This window comes from Nocardia sp. NPDC006982, assembly GCF_042869435.1.
GTDB lineage: Bacteria > Actinomycetota > Actinomycetes > Mycobacteriales > Mycobacteriaceae > Nocardia.
Genome location: NZ_JBIAFV010000002.1, coordinates 122,129 through 146,989 on the forward strand (window position 1 = coordinate 122,129; position 24,861 = coordinate 146,989).

Here is a 24,861-nt window from a genome sequence, read left to right on the forward strand (position 1 = left end):
ACCCGAAGCCCAACTCGCCCGCCGGAGTTCCTGCGCGGAATCCACTGGCGGGCTTCAATAGGAGTCATGATCGATCACCGCGGGGATTCGCCCGCTCCAGCTCGAGCGGCAGCCCCCGATTCGGTGGTGGCACTGATCGATGCGAGCTCCGGCGTGGAACGCGAACTCGTCGGCGCCTGGCTGGCCGACGGCGGACTGAAGCACGAACTCGGCGTCGACGCACCGATCACCCAGTTGGATCTGGATGCGGATGCGATCGGCGATCGACTGGTCGGACGGCGCGACGATCCGCTGGTGGTGCCGATCCGGGTGCTGTGGCTCCCGCCGGAGCGCGACGGGGTCCGCCGCATCACCTTCGCCGACCTGGCCCTGCTGACCAATCCGCGCAAGCCGAACCGACTCGCGCAACGCCGGTTGGTCGGCAAATCGCCGGACCGTCACGTGGTGCTCACCGGGCAGCCCGCTCTGCTCAGCGAATTGCGCGCCAATAATCCGGAGGCCGCGGCGCTACTTCTGAAGGGCTCCGCCGAACCGTTCGCGCGCGCCATCGTGCGCGCCGCGGTGGTCGCCCTGGAACGCGCCGAACGTTCCATCATCGGTGACCGGTACAAGGTGCCGCGGCTGGTGGCCGAGGAGATCCTCGACTCTCCCGACTTCCTGCGCAGGCTCGAACTCATCGCCGATCAGCTCGGTACGAGTCCGCACGAGGTGTACCGGCGGGCCGAGAAGGCGCTGAACGAACTCGTCGCCGCCCAGAGCAGGCTGGTCTCGGATCTGTTCACCCAGGCGATGCGCCCGATCCACGCCTCGACCTGGAAGGTCGACTCCGACGACTCCGGCCTGGACGGATTGCGCGCGTTGAACCGCAACCATCCGCTGGTCTTCCTGCCCTCGCACCGGTCCTATGTCGATGCGTTCGTACTCGGTGATGTGCTGGCCCGCAACGACTTTCCACCGAATCATGTGATCGGCGGCGCGAATCTGAGCTTCTGGCCGATGGGTCCGATCGCCCGGCGCACCGGCACGGTCTTCATCCGGCGCAGCTTCGGTGACGACGAGGTCTATAAGGCGGTGGTCGAGGAGTACTTCGCCTACCTGCTGGCCAAGCGATTCAATATGGAGTGGTACTTCGAGGGCGGCCGCACCCGCACCGGCAAGCTGCGCCCGCCGCGCTATGGATTGCTGAATTACCTTGCCTCCGCGGTCCGTTCGAATCGGATCGACGATGTGCTGCTCGTCCCGGTATCGATCACCTATGAGCGACTGAACGAACTCGGCGCCATCGCCACCGAACAGGCCGGCGGGAAAAAGAAGCCGGAGGGCCTGGCCTGGATGGCGCGCTATATACGCAGCCAACAGCATTCGGCCGGACACGTCTACGTGCGATTCGGCGAACCGCTGTCGGCGCGCGATCGCCTTGCCGCATATGGGGATCCGCTCACCCCGGCGCCGACGATCATTCCGCTGCACCGCACCGAACCGGCGGGAACCGAATCGAGCAATGTCACCGAGTCGGCGGAGGTCGCCGAGCTGGAGCGAAAGGCCGTGCAGCGGTTGGCCTTCGAAGTCGCCGTCGGCATCAATGCGGTCACCCCGATCACGGTCAACGCGCTGGTCACCCTGGCGCTGCTCGGTGTGCACGAGCGTGCGCTCACCCTCGGCGAGGTGCGTACCGTGCTGGCCCCGGTGCTGCGGTACATCGAGAAGCGCGAGCTGCCGCACGGCGAACTGGCGGCGCTGCGCGATGAGCAGAGTCTCGCGGTGGTGCTGGAGCAGCTATCGCTGGCCAAGGTCGTGACGGTGTACCGCGGTGGGCTGGAACCGGTGTACTCGATCGAATCGGGTGCGCATCTGGAGGCCGCGTTCTATCGCAATAGCGCGGTGCATTGGTTCATCAACCGAGCCATTCTCGAATTGTCGATCCTGTGCGCCTTGGAGATGCAGGCGCCGGATCAGCTGCGGGCGGGCTGGGACGAGGCCTTCCGACTGCGCGATCTGCTGAAGTTCGAATTCTTCTTCCCGGAGCGGGCCGAGTTCTCGGCACAGATGACCGCGGAAATGCTGCTGGTGGACCCGGATTGGCACCAGCACACCGCGGCGGACACCCTCGGCGAGGATGTCCTGCACAAACTCACCGCATCCGGATTCATGATGGCGCACCGCACGCTGCGCGCATTCGTCGACGCGCAGCTGGTGGTGGCCGAGCGGCTGGCGGCTCACGACAGCGCCGAAGAGATCGATCGCAAGGAGTTCATCGACGAATGCGTCGCGGTCGGTAAGCAGATGCTGCTGCAGCAGCGACTGCACAGTCCAGAATCCGTCTCCACCGAATTGTTCTCCAGCGCACTCAAACTCGCGGACAACCACGGGTTGTTGACCCGCGTCAGTCATGACTCGGCCAAGCCGCGGGCCGAATTGGCCCGGCGCAGAAACGAATTCGCCGACCAGCTGCGCATTATCGCGGCTAGGATCTCGCAGGCGGCCGCACTGGATCCGTCCAATATTCCGGTACGGGGGGCCTGATGGTCGAACAGCGCCCTGTGGTCCCAACGGATCTCGCGGCGGCCATCGCCGCGATCCGGTCCGGGCCGCAGGGGCCCGAAGTCGCCGCAGTCTTCGACTTCGCCACCGTTGTGGATGGTTTCGGGCCGCTGTCGCGGTGGACATTCCGGCGCGACAAGAGCCGAATTACCGCGGACACCCTGCTCGGCAGCATCCGCAACGGACTCACCGACGGCGAATACAGCCGGTTCCTCCAGCAGGCCATGCGGATACTCGCCGAGCAGCCCGAAGACGAGCTGGACGAGTTGGGCACGCTGCTGTTCCGGAAGAAGATCTACGGGCACCTGTATCCCGAAGCGTGGCAGCTGATCCGGACGCACGAAGCCGCCGGGCACACCGTAGTGCTCGCGACCGCGCTGACCCGATTCCAGGTCGAACCCGCCGCGGCCGAACTCGGTATCGAGCACGTGCTGTACACCCGGATGGCGACCACCGATGGCGTGCTCACCGGATACGCCGACGGAAAGACCCTGTGGCGCAATGGCAAGGCCGATGCGGTTCGCGAATTCGCCGGCGCGCATGGGCTGGATACCAGCCGCAGCTACGTCTACGCGGACAGCATCGCCGATCTGCCGCTGCTCTCGGTGGTCGGGCATCCGGTAGCGGTGAATCCCGAGCGAAAGCTCGCTACCGCTGCCGCCGAACAGAATTGGCCGATACTGACGTTCCGTCCACGCCGACCGCCGCGCCCGACCGACTATCTGCGCACCGTCGCCGGATTCGCCGGGTTACTGGCCGGGGCGCTGCTCGGCGTGCTGAGCAAGTCCTACACGCGTCAACGCCGGAAGATGGCCGATGCGCTGATGGCCTACGGAACCGCTGCCACGCTCGGCGCGACCGGTATCCGGCTGCGGGTCAGCGGTGCGGAAAACGCCCGCGCCCCGAGACCCGCGGTCTTCCTGTTCAACCATCAGAGCCAGTTCGACGTGATCATCGTCCCCAAGGTGCTCGAAGGCGGGGTCACCGGAATCGGCAAGAAGGAGCTGACGAAGAATCCGATCTTCGGTCCGCTGATGCGGTTCGTCGGGGTCACCTTCGTCGATCGTGCCAACACCACACAGGCCAAGGCGGCACTGGCGCCGGTGGTGCAGACGCTGCGCGACGGACTGTCGATCGCGGTCTCACCCGAAGGCACCCGGTCGTATACGCCGCGCATCGGCCCGTTCAAGAAGGGCGCCTTCCACATCGCGATCCAGGCCGGGGTGCCGGTGATCCCGGTGGTGATCCGCAACGCGGGTGAAATCAACTGGCGCAACTCGATGGTCGCGCGCAAGGGCACCGTCGACGTGGCCATCCTCGACCCGATCGACGTCGGCAGTTGGGACGCGAACGATATGGACGACAACGTCGAAGCCGTCCGTCAGCTGTACACCGACACCCTGCTGAACTGGCCGTCGCCGGACCGGTGATGCCGCCGGGACCTTCACTGTGCACGCCCGTAAGCCGGAGCTCCGCTTTACCGGATGCCTGGTCGGCGGACCGATGCCCGGTCGGCGAACTGATGCCCCGTCGGCGAACTGATGCCCGGTCGGCGGACCGATGCCCGGTCGGCGGACCGATGCCCGGTCGGCGAACTGATGCCCCGTCGGCGGACCGATGCCCCGTCGACGGACCGATGCCCCGTCGGCGAACTGATGCCCCGTCGGCGAACTGATGCCCCGTCGGCGCAACCGAACCCGCGCGGCGAGGTCGCGCGCGGCGGCCGCATTCGCTCCGACATCACCCCGAGAATCTTGCGCAACGCGCTGCGCCCGGTCTGGTCGAGGGGCGTCGCCTCGCCGCGCGCCGAAGCCACGGCGAGTGCGACCGCTTCCGCTGCGGTGAAGTTGAGCGGCGGCAGCCACGGATACCCGGCTGGCGGACGGATGCCTGGTCAAATGGCAGACGGGGTGCCCGGCCGGCCACTGGGTGCCCAGTTGGTAGGCGGGGTGCCCGGCTGACGGACGGTGCCCGGCTGCTTGCCGGACGGGATACCCGACTGCGGACGAACCCCCCGTTACCTGGTGGACGGGTGCCCGGTCGTCGCCGGGTGTGTCAGACCGAGCGCCCGATCAGCAGCTTCCACGGCATCAGCGCGGATTCCAGTTGCACCTTGAGGCTCATCTTGGAGGCGCCGAGGGTGCGCTCCTCGAACCGGATCGGTACCTCCGCGATCGTGATGCCCTTCTTGACGGTGCGGTAGTTCATCTCGACCTGGAACGAATACCCGTTGCTGCGAATCGAGGCCACGTCGATGGCGCGCAACGTATCGGCCTTCCACGCCTTGAACCCGGCGGTGGCGTCCTTGACGCTCAGACGCAGGATCAGGTTCACGTAGAAGTTGGCCCAGGCGGACAGCGCCTTGCGGTACCACTTCCACTCCTCGGCGGTGGACCCGCCGGGCACGTAGCGGGACCCGAGCACAACACCGGCATCGGTGGTATCCAGCTTCTCCAGCATCGCCGGAATGACCTCAGCGGGATGCGACAGGTCGGCATCCATCTGGATCACCACATCGGCGCCCTCGTCCAGTGCCCGGGTGATCCCGGCCACGTACGCGCGGCCCAATCCGTTCTTTTCGGTGCGGTGCAGTACGCCGACTACATTCGGCAGCTCGGCCGCCAGCTTGTCGGCGATCTCACCGGTCCCGTCCGGCGAATTGTCATCCACCACGAGCACATGCAGATCGGGCACCGGCAGCGCCGTCAGCCGCTCCACCGCAACCGGCAGATTCTCCCGCTCGTTGTAGGTCGGCACAACAACGGTAACCCTCAAGGGTCGCCCTCCCTGCTCACCTGTTCCAGCCCGCAGACCCACGACAGGACCCGGAGCACTCGTCTGATTGCCAAGAACCGTACTTGATCGAACTGAAGACCACCTGAGCGCCCGCACGCTCCCGCCGCCACCCGAATACCCGCCACATGCCGACTACCTCGCGAATCGCGGCGACCACCCCGCCGACCACCCCCGGATCCACATCGAAATCAGTTGCCGCACACCACCCCTGGCGCACCCTCACTTCTCCCCATCGCGCCAATCCCGATCCCGAGCATCCTCACGAGCATTGCGCGCATGCACGATCTCCAATGCCCGCTCAGCAGTAGCCCGATCCGGATACGGCCCCATCCGGTCCCGGAACCAACACTGCTTCCCACTCTCGGCCCGCTGATGCTTCAAGCAGTAATACCACTTCTCCGCCATCCCCCCAGCATCCCACCACCATGATCAACAGACCCCCGATTTCCACCCCGACCCCCAAGATCCGTCCCCTTGTGAGTACTGATGCGGCACGGTCGAAAAGCCGGTCGTCCTGGCTTGTGACGGCCAGGACGACCGGCGGGACAGATCAGAGGCAACCATTCGCCCGGAGCTGGGCGGCAACCTCATCGGAGACAGTGACAGAGCGGCCGATATTGGCCTCCGTCAGGTCGGATGCGCTGATCCCGGCCTGCATCGCGCAGCCAAGCAACTTGGCGTCCACGGTGATGCTTTCGTCGGCGTGCGCGATGCCGGCCCCGGTCATGAGGGCACCGGCCAGCGCTACAGCGAGAACACCGGTCTTGACGAATCGCATGAGATTTCCTCCTTCGAATCGCAGTCCTACGGTTCTGCTCGACACCTGCTTCACTTGCCTGATGTGTTCGGAGTTCGCCCGTCAGCCGGAGCCGACGAAGCTCGCCCCCTGAGTTGCACGCTCCAACATACGCACCGAACCCCGATGCGCGCCGGGACATCCGTCACTTCGGTCGAGTTCGATAGCCGAGCCCCGGACCTAAAAAATCCCCCCGACCAGGTGATATGCCGAGGGGATTTGGTGGCCAGGGCCGGGATCGAACCGGCGACCTTCCGCTTTTCAGGCGGACGCTCGTACCAACTGAGCTACCTGGCCGCAGGCACCCGTGGTGAATGCCATACGCGAAACGCCGGATTACTCCGGCGCTTATTTTGCGACCCTGACGGGACTCGAACCCGCGACCTCCGCCGTGACAGGGCGGCGCGCTAACCAACTGCGCCACAGGGCCTTGCGTTGCTTCCAACGATCCGAAGACCGTACCCCCTACGGGATTCGAACCCGCGCTACCGCCTTGAAAGGGCGGCGTCCTAGGCCGCTAGACGAAGGGGGCTCGCCCCGGATTTCTCCGGACCGGCTTCAACGGCTGTCCGTTGGGAGCTGGGATAGCTTATGACAGAACGGCCGCGTTTCCCAAATCGGCTGTTCAGGCTCCCAAACCGAGCTCTTCGAGTCGAGCTTGCGCCCGCCAGCCGTCGTTGCGGAACTTCTCCGCCCACTCCGGGGTGGCCATCGCCTCGACCACGACTTCGAGCGCCTCCTGGAACCGGGTCCGTAGATCGACCCCGCTGCCGAGGATGTCGATCAGATAGCGCTGGCCGGCGAGGGCGGCAGAGATGGTGCGGGTGAAGCGGTCCGGGTCCGCATCGGCGCGCAGCTGGCCCTGATCGATGGCGCGGACCGCGAGTGCTCTGGTGGCGCGGCCGAGTATTCGACCGCCGCCGGTCTGCACATCGCGATAGAAGTCCGGTTCGATGATCAACCGGAATTCGGCCTGCACGATGATGTCGTGCTCGAGTCGCAATGCCACCTCGTCGACCATCCCGTGCAGGACGTCGAGTGGACCGAGATCCGTTCTGGCAAGCCAACGCTCGGCCGATGTGCGGTATCGGTCGACCGCGGTCTCGAGTACCGCGCGTGCGAGATCTTCCTTGGAATCGAAATGAAAGTACATGGCGCCCTTGGTGGCGCGTGAACCTTCCAAAATGCGGTTGAGCGATGCAGCGGCATAGCCGCTCTTCCCGAACTCAACGGCGGCGGACCTGATTATCGCCGCGCGTGTCCGGCGGGCCCGCTCTTGCTGCCGTGCCATGCTCGAAACGCCTCCGAAGCCTACTCGTCGCCAATCGGTGCCCCCAAAGGAACGGACCCTTGGCGCGAAGTTATGAGTTTTATCAATACTTCAAACCGGGATTTCGCCCCGTTTCAAACTTTCGGTACGAAAACTTGCGAAAATCCTGAAACACACCAGCTGGTATAGTTTTCCTGCCCAGGTGCGCCGCAGGGGGTGCGCACCTGGGCATTACTTCGTCTCGGATCTGCCTCCCCCGGCGTCGATTCGTAGGAAGTCGCGATCGGTCGAACCGGCCGCGACACGTTCGGGCACACCAACGATAAGCCGAATTTCGGATCGCCGGGTAAGTCGGCGATTCTTCCGTAATTCACCAAGTCGTCACCGTACCCGGAAACACCATCCGACACGCGGCAAACCGGAGACTCCAGCGGCCGAAACATCCGGATATCTGTTACAGCAAACTTCACGCAATCAAGCAAAGTGATGCCTCGGATTTCCGAATTCGACAGCGTCGCAGCACTGTTCACCCGAGTCGACCAGCGGCCCGGTCGCCGCGGAGCCGTCCGCGCGACACCGGCCAGTCGCCTCGCTGCGTCCCCCCGCGCACTGGCCCTACACCCCCCGCAAATCCAAAGACATTGGTACGCAACATGATTGGATGGTAGCTCGGCTCGGTAGGAATGAACAAAGCTGGGTACCAATTGTTTACCGGCAGCATCGCTACCCGCACGCATCGTGTTACCCCGTGCACCAGCACGACTCGGCACCGGCACCCGACATCCCCGAGCGAACCGATCCACGCCCCCAACCGACGCGGCCCGCCCCCGGTTACCCGATCCGCGACCGGCCCACTACACTGTCCATCCGCGCCCCTATAGCTCAGTTGGTAGAGCTACGGACTTTTAATCCGCAGGTCGTAGGTTCGAGCCCTACTGGGGGCACCTTCTCAGGCGTCCGGTTTCCATACCGGACGCCTGAGTCATATTCCGGACCGCGCGCAGTCGCGACGCGCATCGGCTGCGGCCATGAAACACCATATTCCGCGGCGGGCTTTCCATACTGTGCGCCGCGGAATCGCACACCCCGAGGGCATCCCCCGGCAACAGGTGGACCCGATGACTTCGCGCGATGATTCGATTTTCTCAGATTCCCATTGGACAGATCGCCGACAAGTCGACCAGGCCACCGACACGAAGGAGGTATTGCTCGGTTGATCGCCACCCAGGGCGGCCGAGCCCGAGGGCGCGGCTTCGCCGGTCGGCGCGTTGGATCAGCCCTCGGCGTGCAGGAACACACCAGCGTCGCCGATGCCGCCTCCGATCGTGACCTATCCGCCCGAGCAGCGGCGCGCAACACCGACGCAGCCCGGCGACGACATCGGACACATACTCGGCGGTCTGCTCTGCGGCAGCGGCAAGCGTGGTGGCATCGGCAGCGCGATCGGAGAAGCGTTGGCCGAGAACACAGGTGGTGCGCTCGGGCGGACTTTTCGACGGCGAAGCGGACCGATCGCGGCGGCGACACCAGCGGCTTTGTGCGTTACGACACGCTGGGCTAACGACTCTCGGCCGGTGGCGATAAACCCCTTGCTGCGGGCCGAGCCCCTACACTCGGTGTGGTTGTCGAACGCCGACGTCGGCATATGACCTCTATCACGAGGTCTCATTTGTCAGCCAGATGCGTTTCGCATCACACCTACGGTGCCGTAAGGTATGGCCGCATCGGCACACGGTCTACCCAGGGGACTGACCAGCAAGAGCGCACACACATGAAGGGCTTGTATATGGCAAGGGATCTGACTCAACTCGAGCTGCTCACGGAGTTGGAGCCGGTTGCCGAAGAAAACGTCAACCGGCACCTCTCCCTGGCAAAGGAATGGCATCCGCACGACTACGTCCCGTGGGACGAGGGCCGCAACTTCGCGGCACTCGGCGGGGTGGACTGGGACCCTGAGCAGTCCCGACTGAACGAAGTCGCCAAGGCGGCCATGATCACGAACCTGCTCACCGAAGACAACCTGCCCTCCTACCACCGCGAGATCGCCGAGAACTTCTCGCAGGACGGCGCCTGGGGGACCTGGGTGGGTCGCTGGACCGCCGAGGAGAACCGCCACGGCATCGTCATGCGCGACTACCTCGTGGTGACCCGTGGCGTCGATCCCGTGGCGCTCGAAGAGGCGCGCATGATCCATATGACCAACGGATTCGCTTCGCCGACCGAGGCCGACGCAGGCTTCCTGCACTCTGTCGCGTACGTGACCTTCCAGGAGCTGGCCACCCGGGTCAGCCACCGCAATACCGGCCGGGTCTGCGAAGACCCGATCGCGGACCGCATGCTGCAGCGCGTCGCCGCAGACGAGAACCTGCACATGATCTTCTACCGCAACATGTGCGGCGCGGCCCTGGATCTGTCCCCCGACCAGGCGCTCGAGGCGATCACGCTGATCCTGGAGAACTTCCAGATGCCCGGCGCCGGTATGCCCAACTTCCGCCGCAACGGCGTACTGATGGCCAAGCACGGCATCTACGATCTGCGCCAGCACCTCGAAGATGTGGTGCAGCCCGTGCTGAAGAAGTGGAACATCTTCGAACGCACCGATTTCACCGCACGCGGCGAGGCCGTGCGCGAACGGCTCGGCCTGTTCTTGGAGAAGCTGAATCAGGACGTCGTCAAGTTCGAAGAGCAGCGCGACCGCATGCTCGCCCGCGAGGCGAAGAAGCGCGAGCTCGCCGGAGTCGCTGCCGGCTGATCTGGACCCGCAAACGTAACGCGCCGCCGCCGGGATTTCTCCGGCGGCGGCGCGTTTATTTTCGGCAACAACGAGCTCAGTGGCGAACTTATCGCTTCAACAACCGAAACTCCTTGCGGCGCTACTTCACCGGCAGTGCGCCGTCGACACCGCCCACATCGGTGATCTTCCAATCCGAGTTCTTATCCAGCGTGACGTTGTAGGTCACCGTTGTCTGCGCGCCTTCCGGACTCTGCGCATTCGTCGAACTCACATTTACGAACACATCGACTTTGTAGATACCGCCTTGCTCCGACATCACCTTTGCGGTAATCGGCGCGGCGGTGGAGGTCCACTTCAACGGAACCAGAATCTGTTCGAGCTTGGGCGCGGTCGCATCGAACTTATTCGCCAGCTGCGGAACGGTATTCGCCTTCAGCTTGGCCACCCAAGACGGGATGTCCTGGTAATTGACGGTGGCCGCGCCGACCGCGTATTCGGTGGCCACCTGCTCGGCCCTCTTATCCGCGGTTTCCCGATCGTTTCGATCGGCAAGATCACCGCGTGCCGAGACGAGCAAGCCGCCCAGCACGGCGACCGCGATCACCAATGCGCCGATTACCGCGCCGACGACCACGGTGGACACGCGAATCGACAGGGTGCCCGGCTGCCGGTCCGACGGCTGGCCGGACGTGCCTGCCGGCGTATCGGACGCCTTCGCCTCGGTCGCCTTGCCCGGCTCCACGCCGGAGTCGCGGTCCGCAGCCGATCCGGCGCCTTCGATCCGTTCCGTCATTGGCCCTCTCCGATGAGTCTGGTGGTCACGGGGCGATACCCGCGAGTAACAGGCTACGTATCGGCCCAAACCGCCGACGATTCGGCCGGAAACCTCGACACTTGGGGAATAGCCGATACCCGCTCACAGGAGGCCCGGGACATGACGAATAAGGGCGATGCCACGCTCGGCGGCAAGGTCGTCGCGATCACCGGCGGCGCACGCGGGATCGGACGGGCCACCGCGGAAGCATTCCTGGGTGCGGGCGCCGCGGTCGCGATCGGTGATATCGATGTCGAACTGGTCGCCAAGACGGCGGCGGAGTTGGGCGCCGATCCCGATGCCAAGATCGTCGGCCTGCCGCTGAACGTCACGGACAAGGCCTCCTTCGCCGCCTTCCTCGACAGCGTGGACAGCGAGCTCGGCCCGCTGGATGTGCTGGTCAACAACGCGGGCATCATGCCGACCGGGTTGTTCGCCGACGAGGACGAGGCGATGACCCAGCGGATCATCGATATCAACCTCAATGGCGTGATCCACGGCTCGCGGCTGGCCGTCCAGCGATTCATCGACCGCGGCAGCGGACATCTGATCAATATCGCGTCTTTGGCTGGGACACAGGGCTTTCCGGGCCTGGCCACCTATTGCGCGACCAAGCACGCGGTGGTCGGTTTCACCTCGGCGCTGCATCTGGAGATGAAGGAGCACGGCGTGCACGTCGGCGCGGTACTGCCGGGCATCGTGCGCACCGAACTGTCCGCCGGCGCCAATATGCCGGCCTGGATTACGCCCCTGACCACAGTGGATCCGGAGGATGTCGCGCAGGCGATCGTGAAATCGGTACAGCAGGACAAACCGCTGGTGACCGTGCCGCGCCGACTCGCGGCCATCATCAAATCAGCACAACTGCTGCCCTACCGCGCACAGCTGGGCGTCGCGAAATTCACCGGCGCGACAACGGCTTACGCCCAACCCGACCCGGCCGTGCGCGAGATCTACCACCGCAGACTCCGCGGCGAATAGCAGGTGAGTCAGCGCACGTCAGCGCATACGGCTCGAGGACAACCCAGCCGCTGATGAGACACTGGTGGGCGTGACGATTACTGCCGAAGCCAAGAGCACGCTGCGGATCGGGCCATATCCGGTCGATCCGGCGGTGGTGCTCGCGCCTATGGCGGGCATCACCAACCTGGCGTTCCGGAAGCTGTGCCGGGAGTTCGGCAGCTCCACGTCGATCTATGTGTGCGAGATGATCACCGCGCGGGCGGTGGTCGAGCGCAATGAGAAGACGCTGCACATGATGTCCTTCGACGAGGACGAGCATCCGCGCTCGATGCAGCTCTACGGTGTGGATCCAGCCACACTCGGCGAGGCCGTGCGGATCATTGTCGGCGAGGGCTGGGCCGATCACATCGATCTCAACCTCGGCTGCCCCGTTCCGAAGGTCACTCGGCTGGGTGGCGGCGCCGCGCTGCCGTACAAGCGCGCGCTGTTCAGCAAGATCGTCAAGGCGATGGTTTCGGGCGCCGAACCGGCCGGTGTTCCGGTAACGGTGAAGTTCCGCATCGGCATCGATGACGACCACCTCACCTACTTGGACGCGGGCCGCATTGCCGAGGCCGAGGGCGCCAAAGCCGTCGCACTGCACGCCCGTACCGCCGCACAGCGATATTCGGGCCAGGCCGACTGGACGAAGATCGCGCGGCTCAGGGAGGCCGTCACAACGATTCCCGTGCTCGGCAACGGCGATATCTTCTCCGCCGCCGACGCGGTGCGCATGATGGACGAAACCGGTTGCGACGGAGTCGTTGTCGGCCGCGGCTGCCTCGGTCGCCCGTGGCTGTTCGCCGAATTGCAGGCGGCACTGCGCGGCGAAGCACTGCCCGAGGCGCCGAATCTCGGCCGCGTCGGCGAGGTGCTGTACCGGCACGGCGCGCTGCTCGCCCAACACCTCGGCGAGGACAAGGCCATGCGCGATCTGCGCAAGCATATGGCCTGGTATCTGATGGGTTTTCCGGTCGGTGCGGACCTGCGCCGCTCCTTCGCGACTGTGTCTAGTCTCACTCAATTGCAGGACCTCATCGGCGAACTCGACCCGACCGCGCCATTCCCCCGCGATGCCGAGGGTCCGCGCGGCCGTCAGGGTTCGCCGGGCAAGGTGGCGCTGCCACACGGCTGGCTCGACGATCCCGACGATCCGGCCGTCCCCGCGGGCGCGGATCTGATGCACAGCGGCGGCTGACCGTTTCGAGCGAACGGCAAGCAACTTGTACGTGCAATCGTACTTTTACCGATCGTCAAAAACCCTCCGACCAGCACATATCAAAATGTGCAACAAAACCTCGGCCCGTCGATTTCGCACTGGGCTGGCTCGCCGTGGCGGAATCGTTATCATTGGCGGAATCGGTCATGCGGGTCGAAAGCGGCCGAAACGGCAGCGGAGACGAAAAGCGAGGTTCGTTGGTGGGTGACGATCGGCACGGGCAGTCGCCACGGCCCGGAGGTCGCGCCCCGTGGGAGCGCTATCCCACGGCGGATTACACCGAACGCGATGGTGCACGGTCGTCCCGGAGAGCCCGACATAACGATCCCGATTCCGGCTCGACACCGCTGACGGTTCAGGACCTGGTCCAAAAGGTCGACAACGAACGCAGCGGGCGCCGACGTCGGTCAACGACTCCGGATGCACCGCCCACCCACGCGAACCGGGCGGCCCCGAAGCCACCGGAGTCCGCCGCACGCCAAGCCGATACCCCACCGCGTAAATCGAGCGCTCCCTCCGCACGCCAAGCGGACGCGCCGCCCCGCACATCGGCCATGCCCGCCGGACGCAATGCCGACGCACCCCGCACCTCGGCCACCCCGGCCGGACGCAAGGCTGACGCACCGCCTCGCACGTCTGCAATGCCGGCTGGACGCAAAGGCGACGCGCCTCGTACGTCGAGCACCCCGGCCGGACGCAAGACCGATGCGCCCCGCACCTCGGGCACCCCGGCTGCACGCAATACCGACGCACCGCGTACCTCGAGCACCCCAGCCGGACGCAAGGCCGACGGACCCCGTACGACGGCCACTCCAGCCGCCAAAGCCGACGCCGCCCGCCGTTCCGGGGCCTCCCCGGTCGTCGAGGACATCGCGGGCACCCCGACGGCCGGGCGCACCGGGAAACGCCGCGCATCGACGGTTTCCGGAAAAGAGCCGCCCGAGGTCGTCACCGACGTCATCCCCCCGGTCGAGGAGACCCCGCGACCGAAGAAGCGCACCATCGGCTGGCCGACCACCGATCCGGACGCCCCGAAGACCGCGGCCGCATCGACCCGTGTCGGCCTGTCCCGGCTCGCCGCGAGCCGACAGCGCCGCAATAAGCGGCTGCAGGTCGCGGGCCGGGCCACCCTGACAATTTGTGCGGTGGTCGCGCTGTTGGTCACCGGCGGCGGCTGGAGCTATCTACGTTCGACCGCCAATGGCTTCACCCAGGTCTCCGCACTCGACGACCATCCGGAAGACGTTCTCGACTCCGGCGCACAGCTCGGCGACGAGAACTACCTGCTGGTCGGGACCGACACCCGCGCGGGCGTCAACGGCCAGGTCGGCGCCGGCACACTGGACGATGCCGAGGGTTCCCGCGCCGACACCGTGATGCTGGTGAACATCCCCAAGAACCGCTCGCGCGTCGTGGTGGTCTCGTTCCCCCGCGACCTCGATGTCAGCCGTCCGCAGTGCAACGGCTGGGACAACGACAAGGCCGAGTACACCAACGAGGTCTTCCCTGCGGCCATGGGCGACAAGCTCAATGCCGTATACGCGCTCGCCGGACCGAAGTGTCTGGTCAATGTGATCCGCAAGATGACGGGTCTGAGCATCGGACACTTCATCGGCATCGACTTCGCCGGATTCGAGGCGATGGTCGATCAGGTCGGCGGCGTCGATGTCTGCACGCCCAAGCCGATCATCGACGGCATTCTGGGCACCGTGCTGGAAAACTCGGGCCATCAGCACATCAACGGCGAGACCGCGCTCAACTACGTGCGCGCCAGGCACGTCTACGGCGAGGAACGCAGCGACTACGACCGGATCAACCGGCAGCAGCGCTTCCTGGCCTCGCTGCTGCGCGGCGCACTGTCGAGCCGGGTGCTCTTCGATCCCGGCAAGTTGAACGGCTTCATCTCCGCATTCACCAGCCACACCTTCGTCGACAAGGTGCAACCGACCGACCTGCTGACCCTGGGCCGCTCGCTGCAGAAGGTCGACGCGGGCGCGGTCACCTTCCTGACCATCCCGACCGCGGGCACCACCTCCTACGGCAACGAGATCCCGCGTGATTCGGATATCAAGGCGATCTTCCGCGCCATCATCGATGACCAGCCGCTGCCCGGCGAGAAGAAGTCGACCCCGGCCCCCGGTTCGATCCCATCAGCCCAGCCGGCGCCGCCGAAGCTGACCGCGGTCGATCCGAGTTCGGTATCGCTGCTGGTCTCCAATGGGTCGGAGACGGCAGGCGCGGCCAACAAGGCGGCGACCAAGCTCGGCAATCAGGGCTTCCAGATCTACAACACAGGCAATTACTCCGGCGGGAATTCCGAGGTCGCTACCAAGGTGCGCTTCGGCCCCGGCCACGAGGCCGAGGCGGCCACGGTGGCCAGTTCCCTGCCCGGGGCGACGATGGAGCAGTCGAACAGTCTCGGTGGCATCGTCGAGGTCGTGATCGGCGCCGATAACCCGACCATTCGCACTCCAACGCCGGTCGGCGATCCGATCTCGAATGTCTCGGTCACCGTGGCGAGTGCGGAACCGGTCACACTGCCCTCGGACCTGGAGCACGTCAACGCCGCCGACGAAACCTGCAAGTAGGTGCGGCCGCGAGCTGGGGCAACGCCCTCGCTAACGTTCTGCACCGCCCATTAACCCTGTGTTGGTGACTAGGTCAGCACCTGGCATTAATGTCTCTTTTCATGCGTGTCATCTACAACGAGCAAATGGCCGACCTTGCCCACCTGCTGGGCGAGATGGCCGGTCTGGCAGGTTCGGCGATGGACCGGGCCACCCAGTCGCTGCTCCAGGCCGATCTCACCCTGGCTGAATCGGTGATCAGCGAGGGCGATCGGATCGCCGAAATGATCACTGATGCCGAGGAGAAGGCGTTTGCCCTGCTTGCGCTGCAGGCACCGGTCGCGGGTGATCTGCGACAGGTAGTGAGCGCGATCCAGATCGTCCAGGACGTCAACCGGATGGGCGCGCTCGCGCTGCATGTCGCCAAGGTGACCCGGCGGCGGCACCCCAACCACGCGCTGCCCGAGGCGGTGAACGGCTACTTCGCGGAAATGGGCCGAATCGCGGTGAATATGGGTGCCGGTGCCAGGGAGGTGCTCGAGTCCCGTGATCCGGAGCGCGCCGCGCAGCTCAACGAGGACGACGAGGCGATGGACGATCTGCACCGTCACCTGTTCACGCTGCTGATGGATCGCGACTGGAAGTACGGCGTCGCGGCGGCCGTCGATGTGACGCTGCTCGGCCGCTACTACGAGCGCTTCGCCGACCACGCCGTGGAGATCGGCCGCCGGGTGATCTTCCTCGTAACCGGTGAGCTTCCGCCGGACCCCGACGTCGAGCTGTAGTCGAGATATCCTGCCGGACAACGAAACACGGCACGCACCGTCGCGCCGGGGCTCGGTCACGCGCCCCGGCGGTCACGAATAGCGGTGTCCGACATAGCAAAAGGCCCGCACCATAGTGCGGGCCTTTTGCTATGACTCTTATCCGAAGCGACCGGAGATGTAATCCTCCGTCGCCTTCTGGCCCGGGTTGGAGAAGATCTTCTCGGTATCGTCGATCTCGATCAGCTTGCCCGGCTTGCCCTGTGCCTCCAGGTTGAAGAAGCCGGTCTGGTCACTCACGCGCGCGGCCTGCTGCATATTGTGCGTGACGATGACGATGGTGAATTCCTTCTTCAGTTCGGTGATCAGGTCCTCGATCGCCAGGGTGGAGATCGGGTCCAGCGCCGAACACGGCTCGTCCATCAGCAGCACATCGGGCGATACCGCGATGGCGCGCGCGATGCACAGACGCTGCTGCTGACCACCGGAGAGGCCGCCGCCCGGCTTGTCCAGCCGGTCCTTGACCTCGTTCCACAGGTTGGCGCCACGCAACGAACGCTCGGCGACCTCGTCGAGCTCCTTCTTGTTGCGCACACCCTGCAGCTTCAGTCCGGCCACCACATTGTCGCGAATCGACATGGTGGGGAACGGATTCGGGCGCTGGAACACCATGCCGATGGTGCGACGCACGCCGACCGGGTCGACGGTGGAGCCGTAGATGTCCTCGCCGTCGAGCAGCACCGCGCCCTCGACGCGGGCATTCGGGGTCACCTCGTGCATCCGGTTGAGCGAACGCAGCACGGTGGACTTACCGCAACCCGACGGGCCGATGAAGGCGGTCACGCTGCGCGGCAGTACCGACAGCTTGACATCGGCAACCGCATGGAATTTGCCGTAATAGATATTCAGGTCTTTGACGTCGATCCGCTTGGCCATTTTTCCGTTCGCTTCTATCGGTTCCGCGTGAGCAGCTTGTTGACGACCGCGGCCGCCGCGTACAACAGGGCGATCAACAGGATCAGCGTCAACGCCGCGCCCCACACCCGGGCTCGGCCGGCCGGTTCCGGGTTCGCCAACTCTTGGTAGATCAGCAGCGGCAACGACGCCATATTGCCGTCGAACAGGTTGGTATTGATCGACTTGCTGTAGCCGACCAGCACCAGCACCGGCGCCGTCTCACCCATGACGCGGGCGAGCGAGAGCAGGATGCCGCTGATCATGCCGGGCGCCGCGGTCGGCACCACGATCCGAACGATGGTCTTCCACTTGGGAATTCCGAGCGCGTAGGACGCCTCGCGCAGCTCGTCGGGAACCAGCTTCAGCATTTCCTCGGTGCTGCGAATCACCACCGGAAGCATGAGCAGTACGAGCGCCAGCGATACCGCCAGCGAACTCTGCGGGAAGCCGAAGGTCGCGATCCACAGCGCGAAGATGAACAGCGCCGCGACGATCGACGGGACACCCGCGAGGATGTCGACCATGAAGGTGGTGACCTTGGCCAGCACGCCACGCCCGTATTCGACCAGGTAAACCGCGGCCATGATGCCGAGCGGCACCGCCAGGATCGCGGCGACGACGGTCTGCACGATGGTGCCGTAGATCGCGTGGTACACACCGCCACCGGTCTGGTCCGGCAGGATGCCCTTCTGCGATTTCTGCCACCAGTCCGGCGAGACGACGGACTCGAGGCCCTTCGAAACCACCATGAACAGCACCCAGATCAGCGGCACGAGCGCGATGGCGAAGCAGGCCCAGACCACTCCGGTCGCGATGTTGTTCTTGAGACGGCGGGCCGCGCTCACATGCCGGAAGGTGGGCGCCTTGACCGGCTTGTCGAGAGTCGTCGTGGTGGTCATTACCCGTTCACCCTTCCACCGGACACGAGCCGCGCCAGCGCATTGACGATGAAGGTCAGCGCGAACAGCACGAAGCCGGCCGCGATGTAGGCGCCGGTCGGCAGTGGCTGACTGAATTCCGATGCGGCGGCGGCGATTTTGGAGGCGAAGGTGTAGCCGCCGTCGAACAGCGACCAGTGACCGGCCTGTGCCGAGGTGCGCAGGATCACCAATACGGCGATCGTCTCACCGAGCGCGCGACCGAGGCCGAGCATGGAACCGGCGATCACACCGCTGCGGCCGTAGGGCAGCACCGTCATCCGGACCATCTCCCATTTGGTCGCGCCGAGCGCCTGGGCGGCCTCGATATGCGACAGGGGTGTCAGGTTGAAGACTTCGCGGGAAACCGAGGTGATGATCGGCAGGATCATCACCGCCAGCACCACGCCCGCGGTGAAGATCGTGCCGCCACCGGAGATCGACACATTGCCGTCGGAGAACAGGAAGAACCAGCCGAGATTCTTGTTCAGGAAGGTCTCGACGGGTTCGAGCTTCGGCGCGAGCACCAGGAAGCCCCACAGACCGAACACGATGGACGGCACCGCCGCGAGCAGATCGACGAGCATCGCGAACGGACGTGCCATCGGCTTCGGCGAATAGTGGGTCAGGAACAGTGCGATGCCCACACCGATGGGCACCGCTATCACCAGCGCGAGTATCGAGCTCAACACCGTGACCATCAGCAGGTCCCGGATGCCGAACCTCAGGTGGTCGACATTGGTGGTGTTGAACTCGCTGGTGGTGAAGAAGTTCGCCTCGTTCGCCATGATCGAGGGCCAAGCCCGGATCAATAGGAATAGGGCGATCAGTGCGATGGCCGCCACGACCGTGGCACCCGCTGCGGTGGCAAGCGACCGGAAGACGACCTCGGCCCCTTGGTTGTGGCCTTTCCTGGCCGGTGTTGCGGCCGGACCTTTCGGTGAGTCCGGTTCGGTGCTCGGTTCACTCGACATAGGGGCAGTATCTCCAGCCGCCAGCGGACCAGTCGAGTCCGACTGGTCCGCGGCGGACACCTCAGGGTGCACGGTCATGGCGTGGCGGCTATCAGTTGATGGCGTTGATCGCGGTGGTCAGCTTGGTCTTGAACTTGTCCGGGATCGCGACGTAGCCCGCGGTGTCCAGACCCTTCTGGCCGTTGTTGACGGCCGAGGTCAGGAATGCCTTGACCGCCTTGGACGTATCGGCGTCGGCGTACTTCGAGCAGACGATCTCGTAGGTCGGCAGGATGATCGGGTACGCGCCTGCCGCGGTCGGCTTGTAGAACGACGAGGTGTCGAGCACCAGGTCGTTGCCCTCGCCCTTGATCTTCACGCTGTCGACAGCCTTGGCCGCGGACTCCGGGGTCAGCTTGACCGGATCCTTGGAGGCCGAGGTGACGACCTGCGCGATGGACAGGTTCTGTGCCTTGGCGAAGGACCACTCGTTGTAGGTGATCGAGTTCTTGGTGCTCTTGATGGCGGCCGAGGTGCCCTCGTTGCCCTTAGCACCCTCACCGACACCGCCGTTGAAGGTCTTGCCCGCGCCCTTGCCCCACGCGCCGTCGGAGGCGGCGTCCAGGTAGAGCTGGAAGTTGTCGGTGGTGCCCGACTCGTCGCTGCGGAAGATCACCGAGATCTTGTCCGAGGGCAGCTTGGCGGTCGGGTTCAGCGCCTTGATCTCCGGGGCATCCCAGGTGGCGATGGCGCCGTTGAACACCTTGGCGGCGGTCGGGCCGTCGAGCACCAGATCGGTCACGCCGTCGATGTTGTATGTGATGGCGATCGGGCCGAAGACGGTCGGCAGGTTCCATGCCGGGGCGCCACAGCGCTCCTGCGCCTTGGCCGGCTCACCCTTCTTATCGCTCAGCGGCGAGTCGGAACCGGCGAAATCGGTTTGGCCGCCAAGGAATTCGTTGACACCGGCGCCGGAGCCACTGGAGGTGTAGTTCAGTGTGAAGCCGCTGCAATTGGCCTCGTAGGCGGCGACGAAACGGTCCATGGCGTTCTTCTGAGCCGAGGAACCGCTGGCCTTGAGGGCCTTCTTACCGCCACATGTGACATCGACCTTGGCGGCGGAATCGCCGGTGGCAGAGGTGTTGTCGTCACTGCCACAGGCGGCCAGGGGCATGGCGACGGCGGCCAGCACACCGATCAGGGCGCTGCTGCGCTTGAAGTTCACTTATTCCTCCGGGAATCGCGCTCGACACGCCCGGTCCCTCACCGGCCCGGGCGGGTTTCGTGGTGCTGTTCGCGGGGAACTTGCGCACCAGACGGCAACGGTGCCGCCCTTATGTAACGTAAGGTCGCTCGGTTGACATTTGGACCAGGCTGAGTGAACGGAGGGTGAACAGCCCGGCGCTAATGGTCCCGTTATATGTGACATTTGCCCCAGTGTTACTCGAGCAGCCCCGACGAGCCGCCTGTTATTCAGTCAGCGGCCGAATACGCGACATCGATATGTGACGCGGCGAAGCCGAGCCGCGCGTAGGTGTGCACGGCCGCGGTGTTGTCGGCCTCGGTATAGAGCAGAACCTCCGGTAGATCGCGTTCGTGCAGGTAGCGCAGGCCCGCGAGGGTGAGCAGGCGGCCGAGTCCCCTGCCCTGTGCAGCCGGGTCGATGCCGACCACATAGACCTCGCCGGCCGGTGGGTTCTCCTCGTGATGCACCTTGGTCCAGTGGAATCCGAGGATGCGGTCCGGATCGGCCGGATCCACCGCGATGAACAGCCCCTTCGGGTCGAACCAGGACTCTTCGCGGCGGACGGCGATATCCCGCTCGGTCCAGCCGCCCTGTTCCGGATGCCAGGCGAAGGCCGCGTTATTGACACGCAACAGTTCGGCATCCTCGGCGGCGCCTTCGTAGGTCCGCAGCGCGGTACCTTCCGGAACGACCAACTCCGGTAGCTCCGGTGTTGCCAGCGACCGCCGCATCTGCCACAACTCCCGTGCGACGCGCAGTCCGAGCCGGGCCGCGAGCGCCTGGGCGGCGGGCCGATTTCCGTGTGCCCAGACCCGAGCACCCGATCCACCCTTTGTCAGCGCGGCCGAGACCAATTCCGCACCGATGCCATGGCCACGCGCAGCCGGATCGACGGCGACCTCGGCCATTGCGGGGTGTTCGCCATGTGCGGCAACGAGATTCGCGTAACCGGCGACGACGCCGGCACGCAGCGCCACTAGATGTTCGGCCCCGGAATCGGTCGCGCCGAGCGAGAGGACGGCTTGTTCGGAGACCGGCGCGACACCGTCTTCGGCACTCGTCCGCTCGAGCAGTTCACGCACCGCCCGCGCAACCTCGGCATCGAGCTGCGTGCTCCACCGCAGCGTCGTCTCACCCATGAGCGTCTCCCTCGTCGATCCCGTCATCGCGACGAACGCGCGAATACCGCGCGCCATTCCATCGGCTACGGAACGGATCCATTGACGGTGACGGGCGGGGAATCGTCGGTGCCCTCGGCGGATTCGTCGTCGGGGAAGGCGACGTGGTCGCCCTTGGTGCTGTTACGCGCGGGGCGGACGGCCTTGTAGCCGACATTGCGGACGGTGCCGATCAACGATTCGTATTCGCTGCCGAGCTTGGCGCGCAGGCGGCGCACGTGCACATCGACCGTGCGGGTGCCACCGAAGAAGTCGTAACCCCAGACCTCCTGCAGCAGCTGGGCCCGGGTGAAGACCCGGCCCGCGTGCTGCGCGAGGTATTTGAGGAGTTCGAATTCCTTGTAGGTGAGATCCAGCGGGCGACCGCGCAGCCGGGCGGTATAGGTGCCCTCATCGATCACCAGTTCGCCGAGGGTGATCTTGCCGGTGTTCTCCGGGCTCGCGACACCGCCGTTGCGGCCGACCAGCAGGCGCAACCGGGCGTCGAGCTCGGCCGGTCCGGTACCGGGCAGCAGAATGTCGTCCAGGCCCCAGTCGGCATTGACGGCGACCAGCCCGCCCTCGGTCAGCACGGCGACCACCGGCACCGACGAGCCGGTGCTGCCGAGCAGTCGGCACAGGCCACGGGCCGCGGCCAGGTCGGTGCGCGCATCGACCAGCGCGACATCCGCGGTCCCCGCCTCGAGCAGGGACGCCACCTCGGTCGGCGCCGGGCGCACATTGTGCGCCAGCAGCGACAGCGAGGGCAGAACCGACTCGGGGTTGGGGTCGGAGGTCAGCAGGAGCAGCTCCACAAGCCCTCCTCCCATCTAGTAGCACCGGACAACAGCCACACCGCCGGGGCCACGTCGCTAATCACAGGTAATCGGATGCAAGATTAGCGCGTGAACGCCGATGACCTCGCCATCCGGGTTAGTGTGGCACCTCAGGACAGAGGTGCGATACCCGAAACGCACCGCCAAGTAGTGTTGCCCGCATGCGCAAGCTGATCATCGGGCTGCTGTGCCTCGCGGCATTGGCGGTAGTCATCGATTTCGGCGCCGCCGCCTACTCCGAGTACCGCGTGTCGCGTGCCCTGCGTGTCGGCGCCGACCTCACCGCGGACCCCGACGTGGTCATCTATGGGTTCCCCTTTCTCACCCAGGCCCTCGACGGCCGATACCAGACCGTCGATATCCGCGCGCGCGTCATGCGACCCGATATCCCCGGCGAAATCTCGGTCGGCGCGACGCTGACCGGAGCCCACCTCTCCCTCGGCGACCTCACCGACGGGAACGTGCGCGCGGTGCCGGTGGATCGGGTCGAGGGGCAGATGCGGCTGGAGCCGACCGAACTCGGCAAGCTGTTCAAAATCCCGGACCTGCAAGTACATTCGGCGCCGGGGAACAAATCCGACGGAACGGGCGGATCGGGCGGGTCCGGTATGACCACCGGCGGGCAGCTCCTGCTCACCGGCACCATGCCCGGCAAGACGCCGAGCAAGCCGGGTGCACCGCTCGGCGGTGACAATGTGAGTGTGACCGCAGACCTCGTGGTCGACGGCGATCAGGTGAAGATCATCGCGACCAGCATCTACCGTGGTACGGGTGACGCCACGACGACCGCGGTCGTCACCGATACCGAGCGTCCCAAGGTGCTCGAGCAGTTCACCCGGACAATCGATACGAACGAACTGCCGTTCGGGCTACGGCCGACGAAGGTCTCCGCACAGGGCGGCCAGATCGTCATCGAGGCCAAGGCCGAGAACGTGACCATCGACCTGGACAGATTGCGGCGACCATGATTGAAATCACAATCCTGCTGGTGGTGGTGCTTGCCGCGGTGGCGGTCGGAGTGGTGCTGCAGCGCCGCAACGGCAAGCTGCGCGCGAGCGACACCGAGACACAGGACGAATCGGCACGCACCGGTCTGCTGGCATCGGTCGGCGCCGACAACTCGGGCCCGGCGGTGCTGCACTTCTCCGCCGATTGGTGCGGACCGTGCGACGCGGTGCGTCGCGTGGTCGCCGGGGTGACCGAGGAATTGTCCGGATCGCCGCGACCGCCGCTGGATATCGAGGTCGATATCGATGCCGAGCCCGCGCTGGCCAAAGAGTTGAACGTGCTCTCGCTGCCGACCACCTTCGTCTTCGATATCGAAGGGCGGGAACGATTCCGGATCTCCGGGGTCCCCAAGTCCGCGGACCTGCGTACCGCACTCGAGCCGCTGACCGTGGGATAACTCTTCCGGTGAATCGCCCCTGACGGTGGAAAAACCGGGCGTGACAAGGGTTGATAGCAACTGTGACGAACCCCGGGTCCAATTCTCCGGCAGAACCAGGTAAACTCCTCTGCGTGCAAGCCAACCACGAGCTGATGCTCACCCGACGCCGCACAGTTGATCTGTGTCGCCTCGGTGGTTGTTGCTGCCTGTGTGGCTGAGCGGTCGGCTCCGTCAGAATCCCTGATGCCGACCTGCGTCCGTCGTGCGAGTGATCTTTTGATCCCCCGGCGAACTGGCATTTTTCCCGCCAACAGCGAAATTCAGCGCAGGAGTACGCACAATGTCCACAAATTCCCGAAACACAGCCGTTGAGAACGGAATTCCCACCCCGCGGCGCTTCCTCAGCCCCGGAGGCGGCAGCTTGCGTAACCACGCAGGGGCAGGGAGCGCCGCAAATCCAACTCGAGTTGATGTGCGCGGGCCACGCTTCGCCGCGTGGGTCACCACCGGTGCTCTCGTTCTGGTCCTGCTCGCAGCAGCCGTTTCGACGCCGGTCGCCGCGGTGCTCATCGCCGCACAGGCGGTGGTCTTCGCGATCGGCGCGGCCTACGGGCCGCGGCGGCATCCCTACGGCCGGATCTTCGCCGCGTTCGTAGCGCCGCGCGTGGGTCCGCCCCTCGAAACCGAACCGGTGGCCCCGCTGCGGTTCGCCCAATTACTCGGCCTGGTCTTCAGTGCCGTCAGCCTGCTGGGTTTCCTGGTCGGCTCCACCGTCGTCGGCGCGGTGTTCGCCGGCTTCGCCCTGTTCGCGGCGTTCTTGAATGCGGCGTTCGGGATCTGCCTGGGTTGCCAGATCTATCCGCTGGTCGCCCGACTCCGCCGGAACCCGTCCCCGGCGAACTGAC

Annotated in this window: 21 protein-coding genes and 4 tRNA genes; 11 read left to right on the forward strand and 14 right to left on the reverse strand. The window is 65.4% G+C overall.

The features are described 5' to 3' along the window. Window positions 1-66 precede the first annotated feature (66 nt). Both ACFYOW_RS09555 and ACFYOW_RS09560 read left to right on the forward strand, forming a co-directional pair. Entirely contained in the window at window positions 67-2,523 is a 2,457-nt protein-coding gene (locus ACFYOW_RS09555; RefSeq protein WP_387286283.1) for a glycerol-3-phosphate 1-O-acyltransferase, read from the forward strand. Then, complete coding sequence (locus tag ACFYOW_RS09560) at window positions 2,523-3,971, forward strand: HAD-IB family hydrolase (protein ID WP_387286285.1); 1,449 nt, start codon at window positions 2,523-2,525, stop codon at window positions 3,969-3,971. The genes ACFYOW_RS09555 and ACFYOW_RS09560 overlap by 1 nt, the downstream gene beginning before the upstream one ends. 625 nt (window positions 3,972-4,596) lie before the next feature. Here ACFYOW_RS09560 and ACFYOW_RS09565 read toward each other — a convergent pair. The 7 genes from ACFYOW_RS09565 to ACFYOW_RS09595 all read right to left on the reverse strand — a co-directional run bounded on the left by ACFYOW_RS09565 (window position 4,597) and on the right by ACFYOW_RS09595 (window position 7,424). Then, the gene (locus ACFYOW_RS09565) at window positions 4,597-5,316 is read right to left on the reverse strand and encodes a polyprenol monophosphomannose synthase (protein ID WP_387286287.1); all 720 of its coding nucleotides are present in this window, start codon (window positions 5,314-5,316) and stop codon (window positions 4,597-4,599) included. Window positions 5,317-5,556: 240 nt separating this feature from the next. Then, entirely contained in the window at window positions 5,557-5,742 is a 186-nt protein-coding gene (locus ACFYOW_RS09570; protein WP_364485851.1) for a hypothetical protein, read from the reverse strand. Between the two features lie 145 nt (window positions 5,743-5,887). Continuing rightward, window positions 5,888-6,115, reverse strand: a complete 228-nt coding sequence (locus tag ACFYOW_RS09575) for a hypothetical protein (RefSeq protein WP_387286289.1) — start codon at window positions 6,113-6,115, stop codon at window positions 5,888-5,890. A 238-nt stretch (window positions 6,116-6,353) separates the two neighbouring features. Further along, a tRNA-Phe gene (locus ACFYOW_RS09580) sits at window positions 6,354-6,430 on the reverse strand. Window positions 6,431-6,489: 59 nt separating this feature from the next. Then, window positions 6,490-6,563: transfer RNA gene (locus ACFYOW_RS09585), tRNA-Asp, on the reverse strand. A gap of 29 nt (window positions 6,564-6,592) precedes the next feature. Continuing rightward, window positions 6,593-6,665 (reverse strand) — tRNA-Glu (locus tag ACFYOW_RS09590). Between the two features lie 93 nt (window positions 6,666-6,758). Continuing rightward, window positions 6,759-7,424 carry a TetR/AcrR family transcriptional regulator gene (locus ACFYOW_RS09595; RefSeq protein WP_063044439.1) on the reverse strand — a complete coding sequence of 222 codons (666 nt, stop codon included), beginning with the start codon at window positions 7,422-7,424 and terminating at the stop codon, window positions 6,759-6,761. Window positions 7,425-8,274: 850 nt separating this feature from the next. Here ACFYOW_RS09595 and ACFYOW_RS09600 point away from each other — a divergent pair. Both ACFYOW_RS09600 and ACFYOW_RS09605 read left to right on the forward strand, forming a co-directional pair. Further along, window positions 8,275-8,347, forward strand: a tRNA-Lys gene (locus ACFYOW_RS09600). A gap of 842 nt (window positions 8,348-9,189) precedes the next feature. Beyond that, on the forward strand, window positions 9,190-10,155 hold the full coding sequence (locus tag ACFYOW_RS09605) for an acyl-ACP desaturase (RefSeq protein WP_387286291.1): 966 nt from the start codon (window positions 9,190-9,192) through the stop codon (window positions 10,153-10,155). A gap of 121 nt (window positions 10,156-10,276) precedes the next feature. Here ACFYOW_RS09605 and ACFYOW_RS09610 read toward each other — a convergent pair whose 3' ends face one another. Next, the gene (locus ACFYOW_RS09610) at window positions 10,277-10,930 is read right to left on the reverse strand and encodes a hypothetical protein (protein ID WP_387286293.1); all 654 of its coding nucleotides are present in this window, start codon (window positions 10,928-10,930) and stop codon (window positions 10,277-10,279) included. Between the two features lie 141 nt (window positions 10,931-11,071). On the opposite strand from ACFYOW_RS09610, the gene ACFYOW_RS09615 reads away from it, so the two are divergent. The 4 genes from ACFYOW_RS09615 to phoU all read left to right on the forward strand — a co-directional run bounded on the left by ACFYOW_RS09615 (window position 11,072) and on the right by phoU (window position 16,524). Next, window positions 11,072-11,932 carry an SDR family oxidoreductase gene (locus tag ACFYOW_RS09615; RefSeq protein WP_387286294.1) on the forward strand — a complete coding sequence of 287 codons (861 nt, stop codon included), beginning with the start codon at window positions 11,072-11,074 and terminating at the stop codon, window positions 11,930-11,932. 70 nt (window positions 11,933-12,002) lie between these two features. Further along, on the forward strand, window positions 12,003-13,151 hold the full coding sequence (gene dusB, locus ACFYOW_RS09620) for a tRNA dihydrouridine synthase DusB (RefSeq protein WP_387286296.1): 1,149 nt from the start codon (window positions 12,003-12,005) through the stop codon (window positions 13,149-13,151). 662 nt (window positions 13,152-13,813) lie between these two features. Beyond that, entirely contained in the window at window positions 13,814-15,760 is a 1,947-nt protein-coding gene (locus tag ACFYOW_RS09625) for an LCP family protein (protein ID WP_387286298.1), read from the forward strand. 101 nt (window positions 15,761-15,861) lie between these two features. After that, window positions 15,862-16,524, forward strand: a complete 663-nt coding sequence (phoU, locus tag ACFYOW_RS09630) for a phosphate signaling complex protein PhoU (RefSeq protein ID WP_387286300.1) — start codon at window positions 15,862-15,864, stop codon at window positions 16,522-16,524. A gap of 138 nt (window positions 16,525-16,662) precedes the next feature. On the opposite strand, the gene pstB is transcribed toward phoU, so the two are convergent. The 6 genes from pstB to ACFYOW_RS09660 all read right to left on the reverse strand — a co-directional run bounded on the left by pstB (window position 16,663) and on the right by ACFYOW_RS09660 (window position 22,548). Beyond that, a complete protein-coding gene (gene pstB, locus ACFYOW_RS09635; protein ID WP_040686399.1) occupies window positions 16,663-17,439 on the reverse strand; it encodes a phosphate ABC transporter ATP-binding protein PstB in 777 nt (258 codons plus the stop codon). A 14-nt stretch (window positions 17,440-17,453) separates the two neighbouring features. After that, window positions 17,454-18,359, reverse strand: a complete 906-nt coding sequence (gene pstA, locus ACFYOW_RS09640) for a phosphate ABC transporter permease PstA (RefSeq protein WP_063044451.1) — start codon at window positions 18,357-18,359, stop codon at window positions 17,454-17,456. Beyond that, complete coding sequence (pstC, locus tag ACFYOW_RS09645; RefSeq protein ID WP_387286302.1) at window positions 18,359-19,351, reverse strand: phosphate ABC transporter permease subunit PstC; 993 nt, start codon at window positions 19,349-19,351, stop codon at window positions 18,359-18,361. Before pstC ends, pstA begins: the two co-directional genes overlap by 1 nt. Before the next feature lie 91 nt (window positions 19,352-19,442). Beyond that, window positions 19,443-20,555 (reverse strand): phosphate ABC transporter substrate-binding protein PstS, encoded by a 1,113-nt coding sequence (gene pstS / locus ACFYOW_RS09650; RefSeq protein ID WP_387286304.1) that lies wholly within the window; start codon window positions 20,553-20,555, stop codon window positions 19,443-19,445. 248 nt (window positions 20,556-20,803) lie between these two features. Beyond that, window positions 20,804-21,715, reverse strand: coding sequence for a mycothiol synthase (mshD, locus tag ACFYOW_RS09655; protein ID WP_387286306.1), 912 nt, complete (start codon window positions 21,713-21,715; stop codon window positions 20,804-20,806). A gap of 65 nt (window positions 21,716-21,780) precedes the next feature. Further along, a complete protein-coding gene (locus ACFYOW_RS09660; RefSeq protein WP_387286308.1) occupies window positions 21,781-22,548 on the reverse strand; it encodes a winged-helix domain-containing protein in 768 nt (255 codons plus the stop codon). A gap of 182 nt (window positions 22,549-22,730) precedes the next feature. Here ACFYOW_RS09660 and ACFYOW_RS09665 point away from each other — a divergent pair, with 182 nt between their 5' ends. The 3 genes from ACFYOW_RS09665 to ACFYOW_RS09675 all read left to right on the forward strand — a co-directional run bounded on the left by ACFYOW_RS09665 (window position 22,731) and on the right by ACFYOW_RS09675 (window position 24,860). Then, window positions 22,731-23,537, forward strand: a complete 807-nt coding sequence (locus tag ACFYOW_RS09665; RefSeq protein WP_387286310.1) for an LmeA family phospholipid-binding protein — start codon at window positions 22,731-22,733, stop codon at window positions 23,535-23,537. Then, window positions 23,534-23,974 carry a thioredoxin family protein gene (locus ACFYOW_RS09670; RefSeq protein WP_387286312.1) on the forward strand — a complete coding sequence of 147 codons (441 nt, stop codon included), beginning with the start codon at window positions 23,534-23,536 and terminating at the stop codon, window positions 23,972-23,974. Before ACFYOW_RS09665 ends, ACFYOW_RS09670 begins: the two co-directional genes overlap by 4 nt. Before the next feature lie 454 nt (window positions 23,975-24,428). Next, on the forward strand, window positions 24,429-24,860 hold the full coding sequence (locus ACFYOW_RS09675) for a DUF4395 domain-containing protein (RefSeq protein ID WP_387286314.1): 432 nt from the start codon (window positions 24,429-24,431) through the stop codon (window positions 24,858-24,860). The last annotated feature ends 1 nt before the right edge of the window (window position 24,861 follow it).

What these genes read in the sequence shown, in the direction of transcription:
- ACFYOW_RS09555 (WP_387286283.1), top strand. Translation starts at nt 67, where the DNA reads ATGATCGATCACCGCGGGGATTCGCCCGCTCCAGCTCGAGCGGCAGCC.
- ACFYOW_RS09560 (WP_387286285.1), top strand. Translation starts at nt 2,523, where the DNA reads ATGGTCGAACAGCGCCCTGTGGTCCCAACGGATCTCGCGGCGGCCATC.
- ACFYOW_RS09570 (WP_364485851.1), bottom strand. Translation starts at nt 5,742, where the DNA reads ATGGCGGAGAAGTGGTATTACTGCTTGAAGCATCAGCGGGCCGAGAGT.
- ACFYOW_RS09575 (WP_387286289.1), bottom strand. Translation starts at nt 6,115, where the DNA reads ATGCGATTCGTCAAGACCGGTGTTCTCGCTGTAGCGCTGGCCGGTGCC.
- ACFYOW_RS09595 (WP_063044439.1), bottom strand. Translation starts at nt 7,424, where the DNA reads ATGGCACGGCAGCAAGAGCGGGCCCGCCGGACACGCGCGGCGATAATC.
- ACFYOW_RS09605 (WP_387286291.1), top strand. Translation starts at nt 9,190, where the DNA reads ATGGCAAGGGATCTGACTCAACTCGAGCTGCTCACGGAGTTGGAGCCG.
- ACFYOW_RS09610 (WP_387286293.1), bottom strand. Translation starts at nt 10,930, where the DNA reads ATGACGGAACGGATCGAAGGCGCCGGATCGGCTGCGGACCGCGACTCC.
- ACFYOW_RS09615 (WP_387286294.1), top strand. Translation starts at nt 11,072, where the DNA reads ATGACGAATAAGGGCGATGCCACGCTCGGCGGCAAGGTCGTCGCGATC.
- ACFYOW_RS09625 (WP_387286298.1), top strand. Translation starts at nt 13,814, where the DNA reads ATGCCGGCTGGACGCAAAGGCGACGCGCCTCGTACGTCGAGCACCCCG.
- phoU (WP_387286300.1), top strand. Translation starts at nt 15,862, where the DNA reads ATGCGTGTCATCTACAACGAGCAAATGGCCGACCTTGCCCACCTGCTG.
- pstB (WP_040686399.1), bottom strand. Translation starts at nt 17,439, where the DNA reads ATGGCCAAGCGGATCGACGTCAAAGACCTGAATATCTATTACGGCAAA.
- pstA (WP_063044451.1), bottom strand. Translation starts at nt 18,359, where the DNA reads ATGACCACCACGACGACTCTCGACAAGCCGGTCAAGGCGCCCACCTTC.
- pstC (WP_387286302.1), bottom strand. Translation starts at nt 19,351, where the DNA reads ATGTCGAGTGAACCGAGCACCGAACCGGACTCACCGAAAGGTCCGGCC.
- mshD (WP_387286306.1), bottom strand. Translation starts at nt 21,715, where the DNA reads ATGGGTGAGACGACGCTGCGGTGGAGCACGCAGCTCGATGCCGAGGTT.
- ACFYOW_RS09665 (WP_387286310.1), top strand. Translation starts at nt 22,731, where the DNA reads ATGCGCAAGCTGATCATCGGGCTGCTGTGCCTCGCGGCATTGGCGGTA.
- ACFYOW_RS09670 (WP_387286312.1), top strand. Translation starts at nt 23,534, where the DNA reads ATGATTGAAATCACAATCCTGCTGGTGGTGGTGCTTGCCGCGGTGGCG.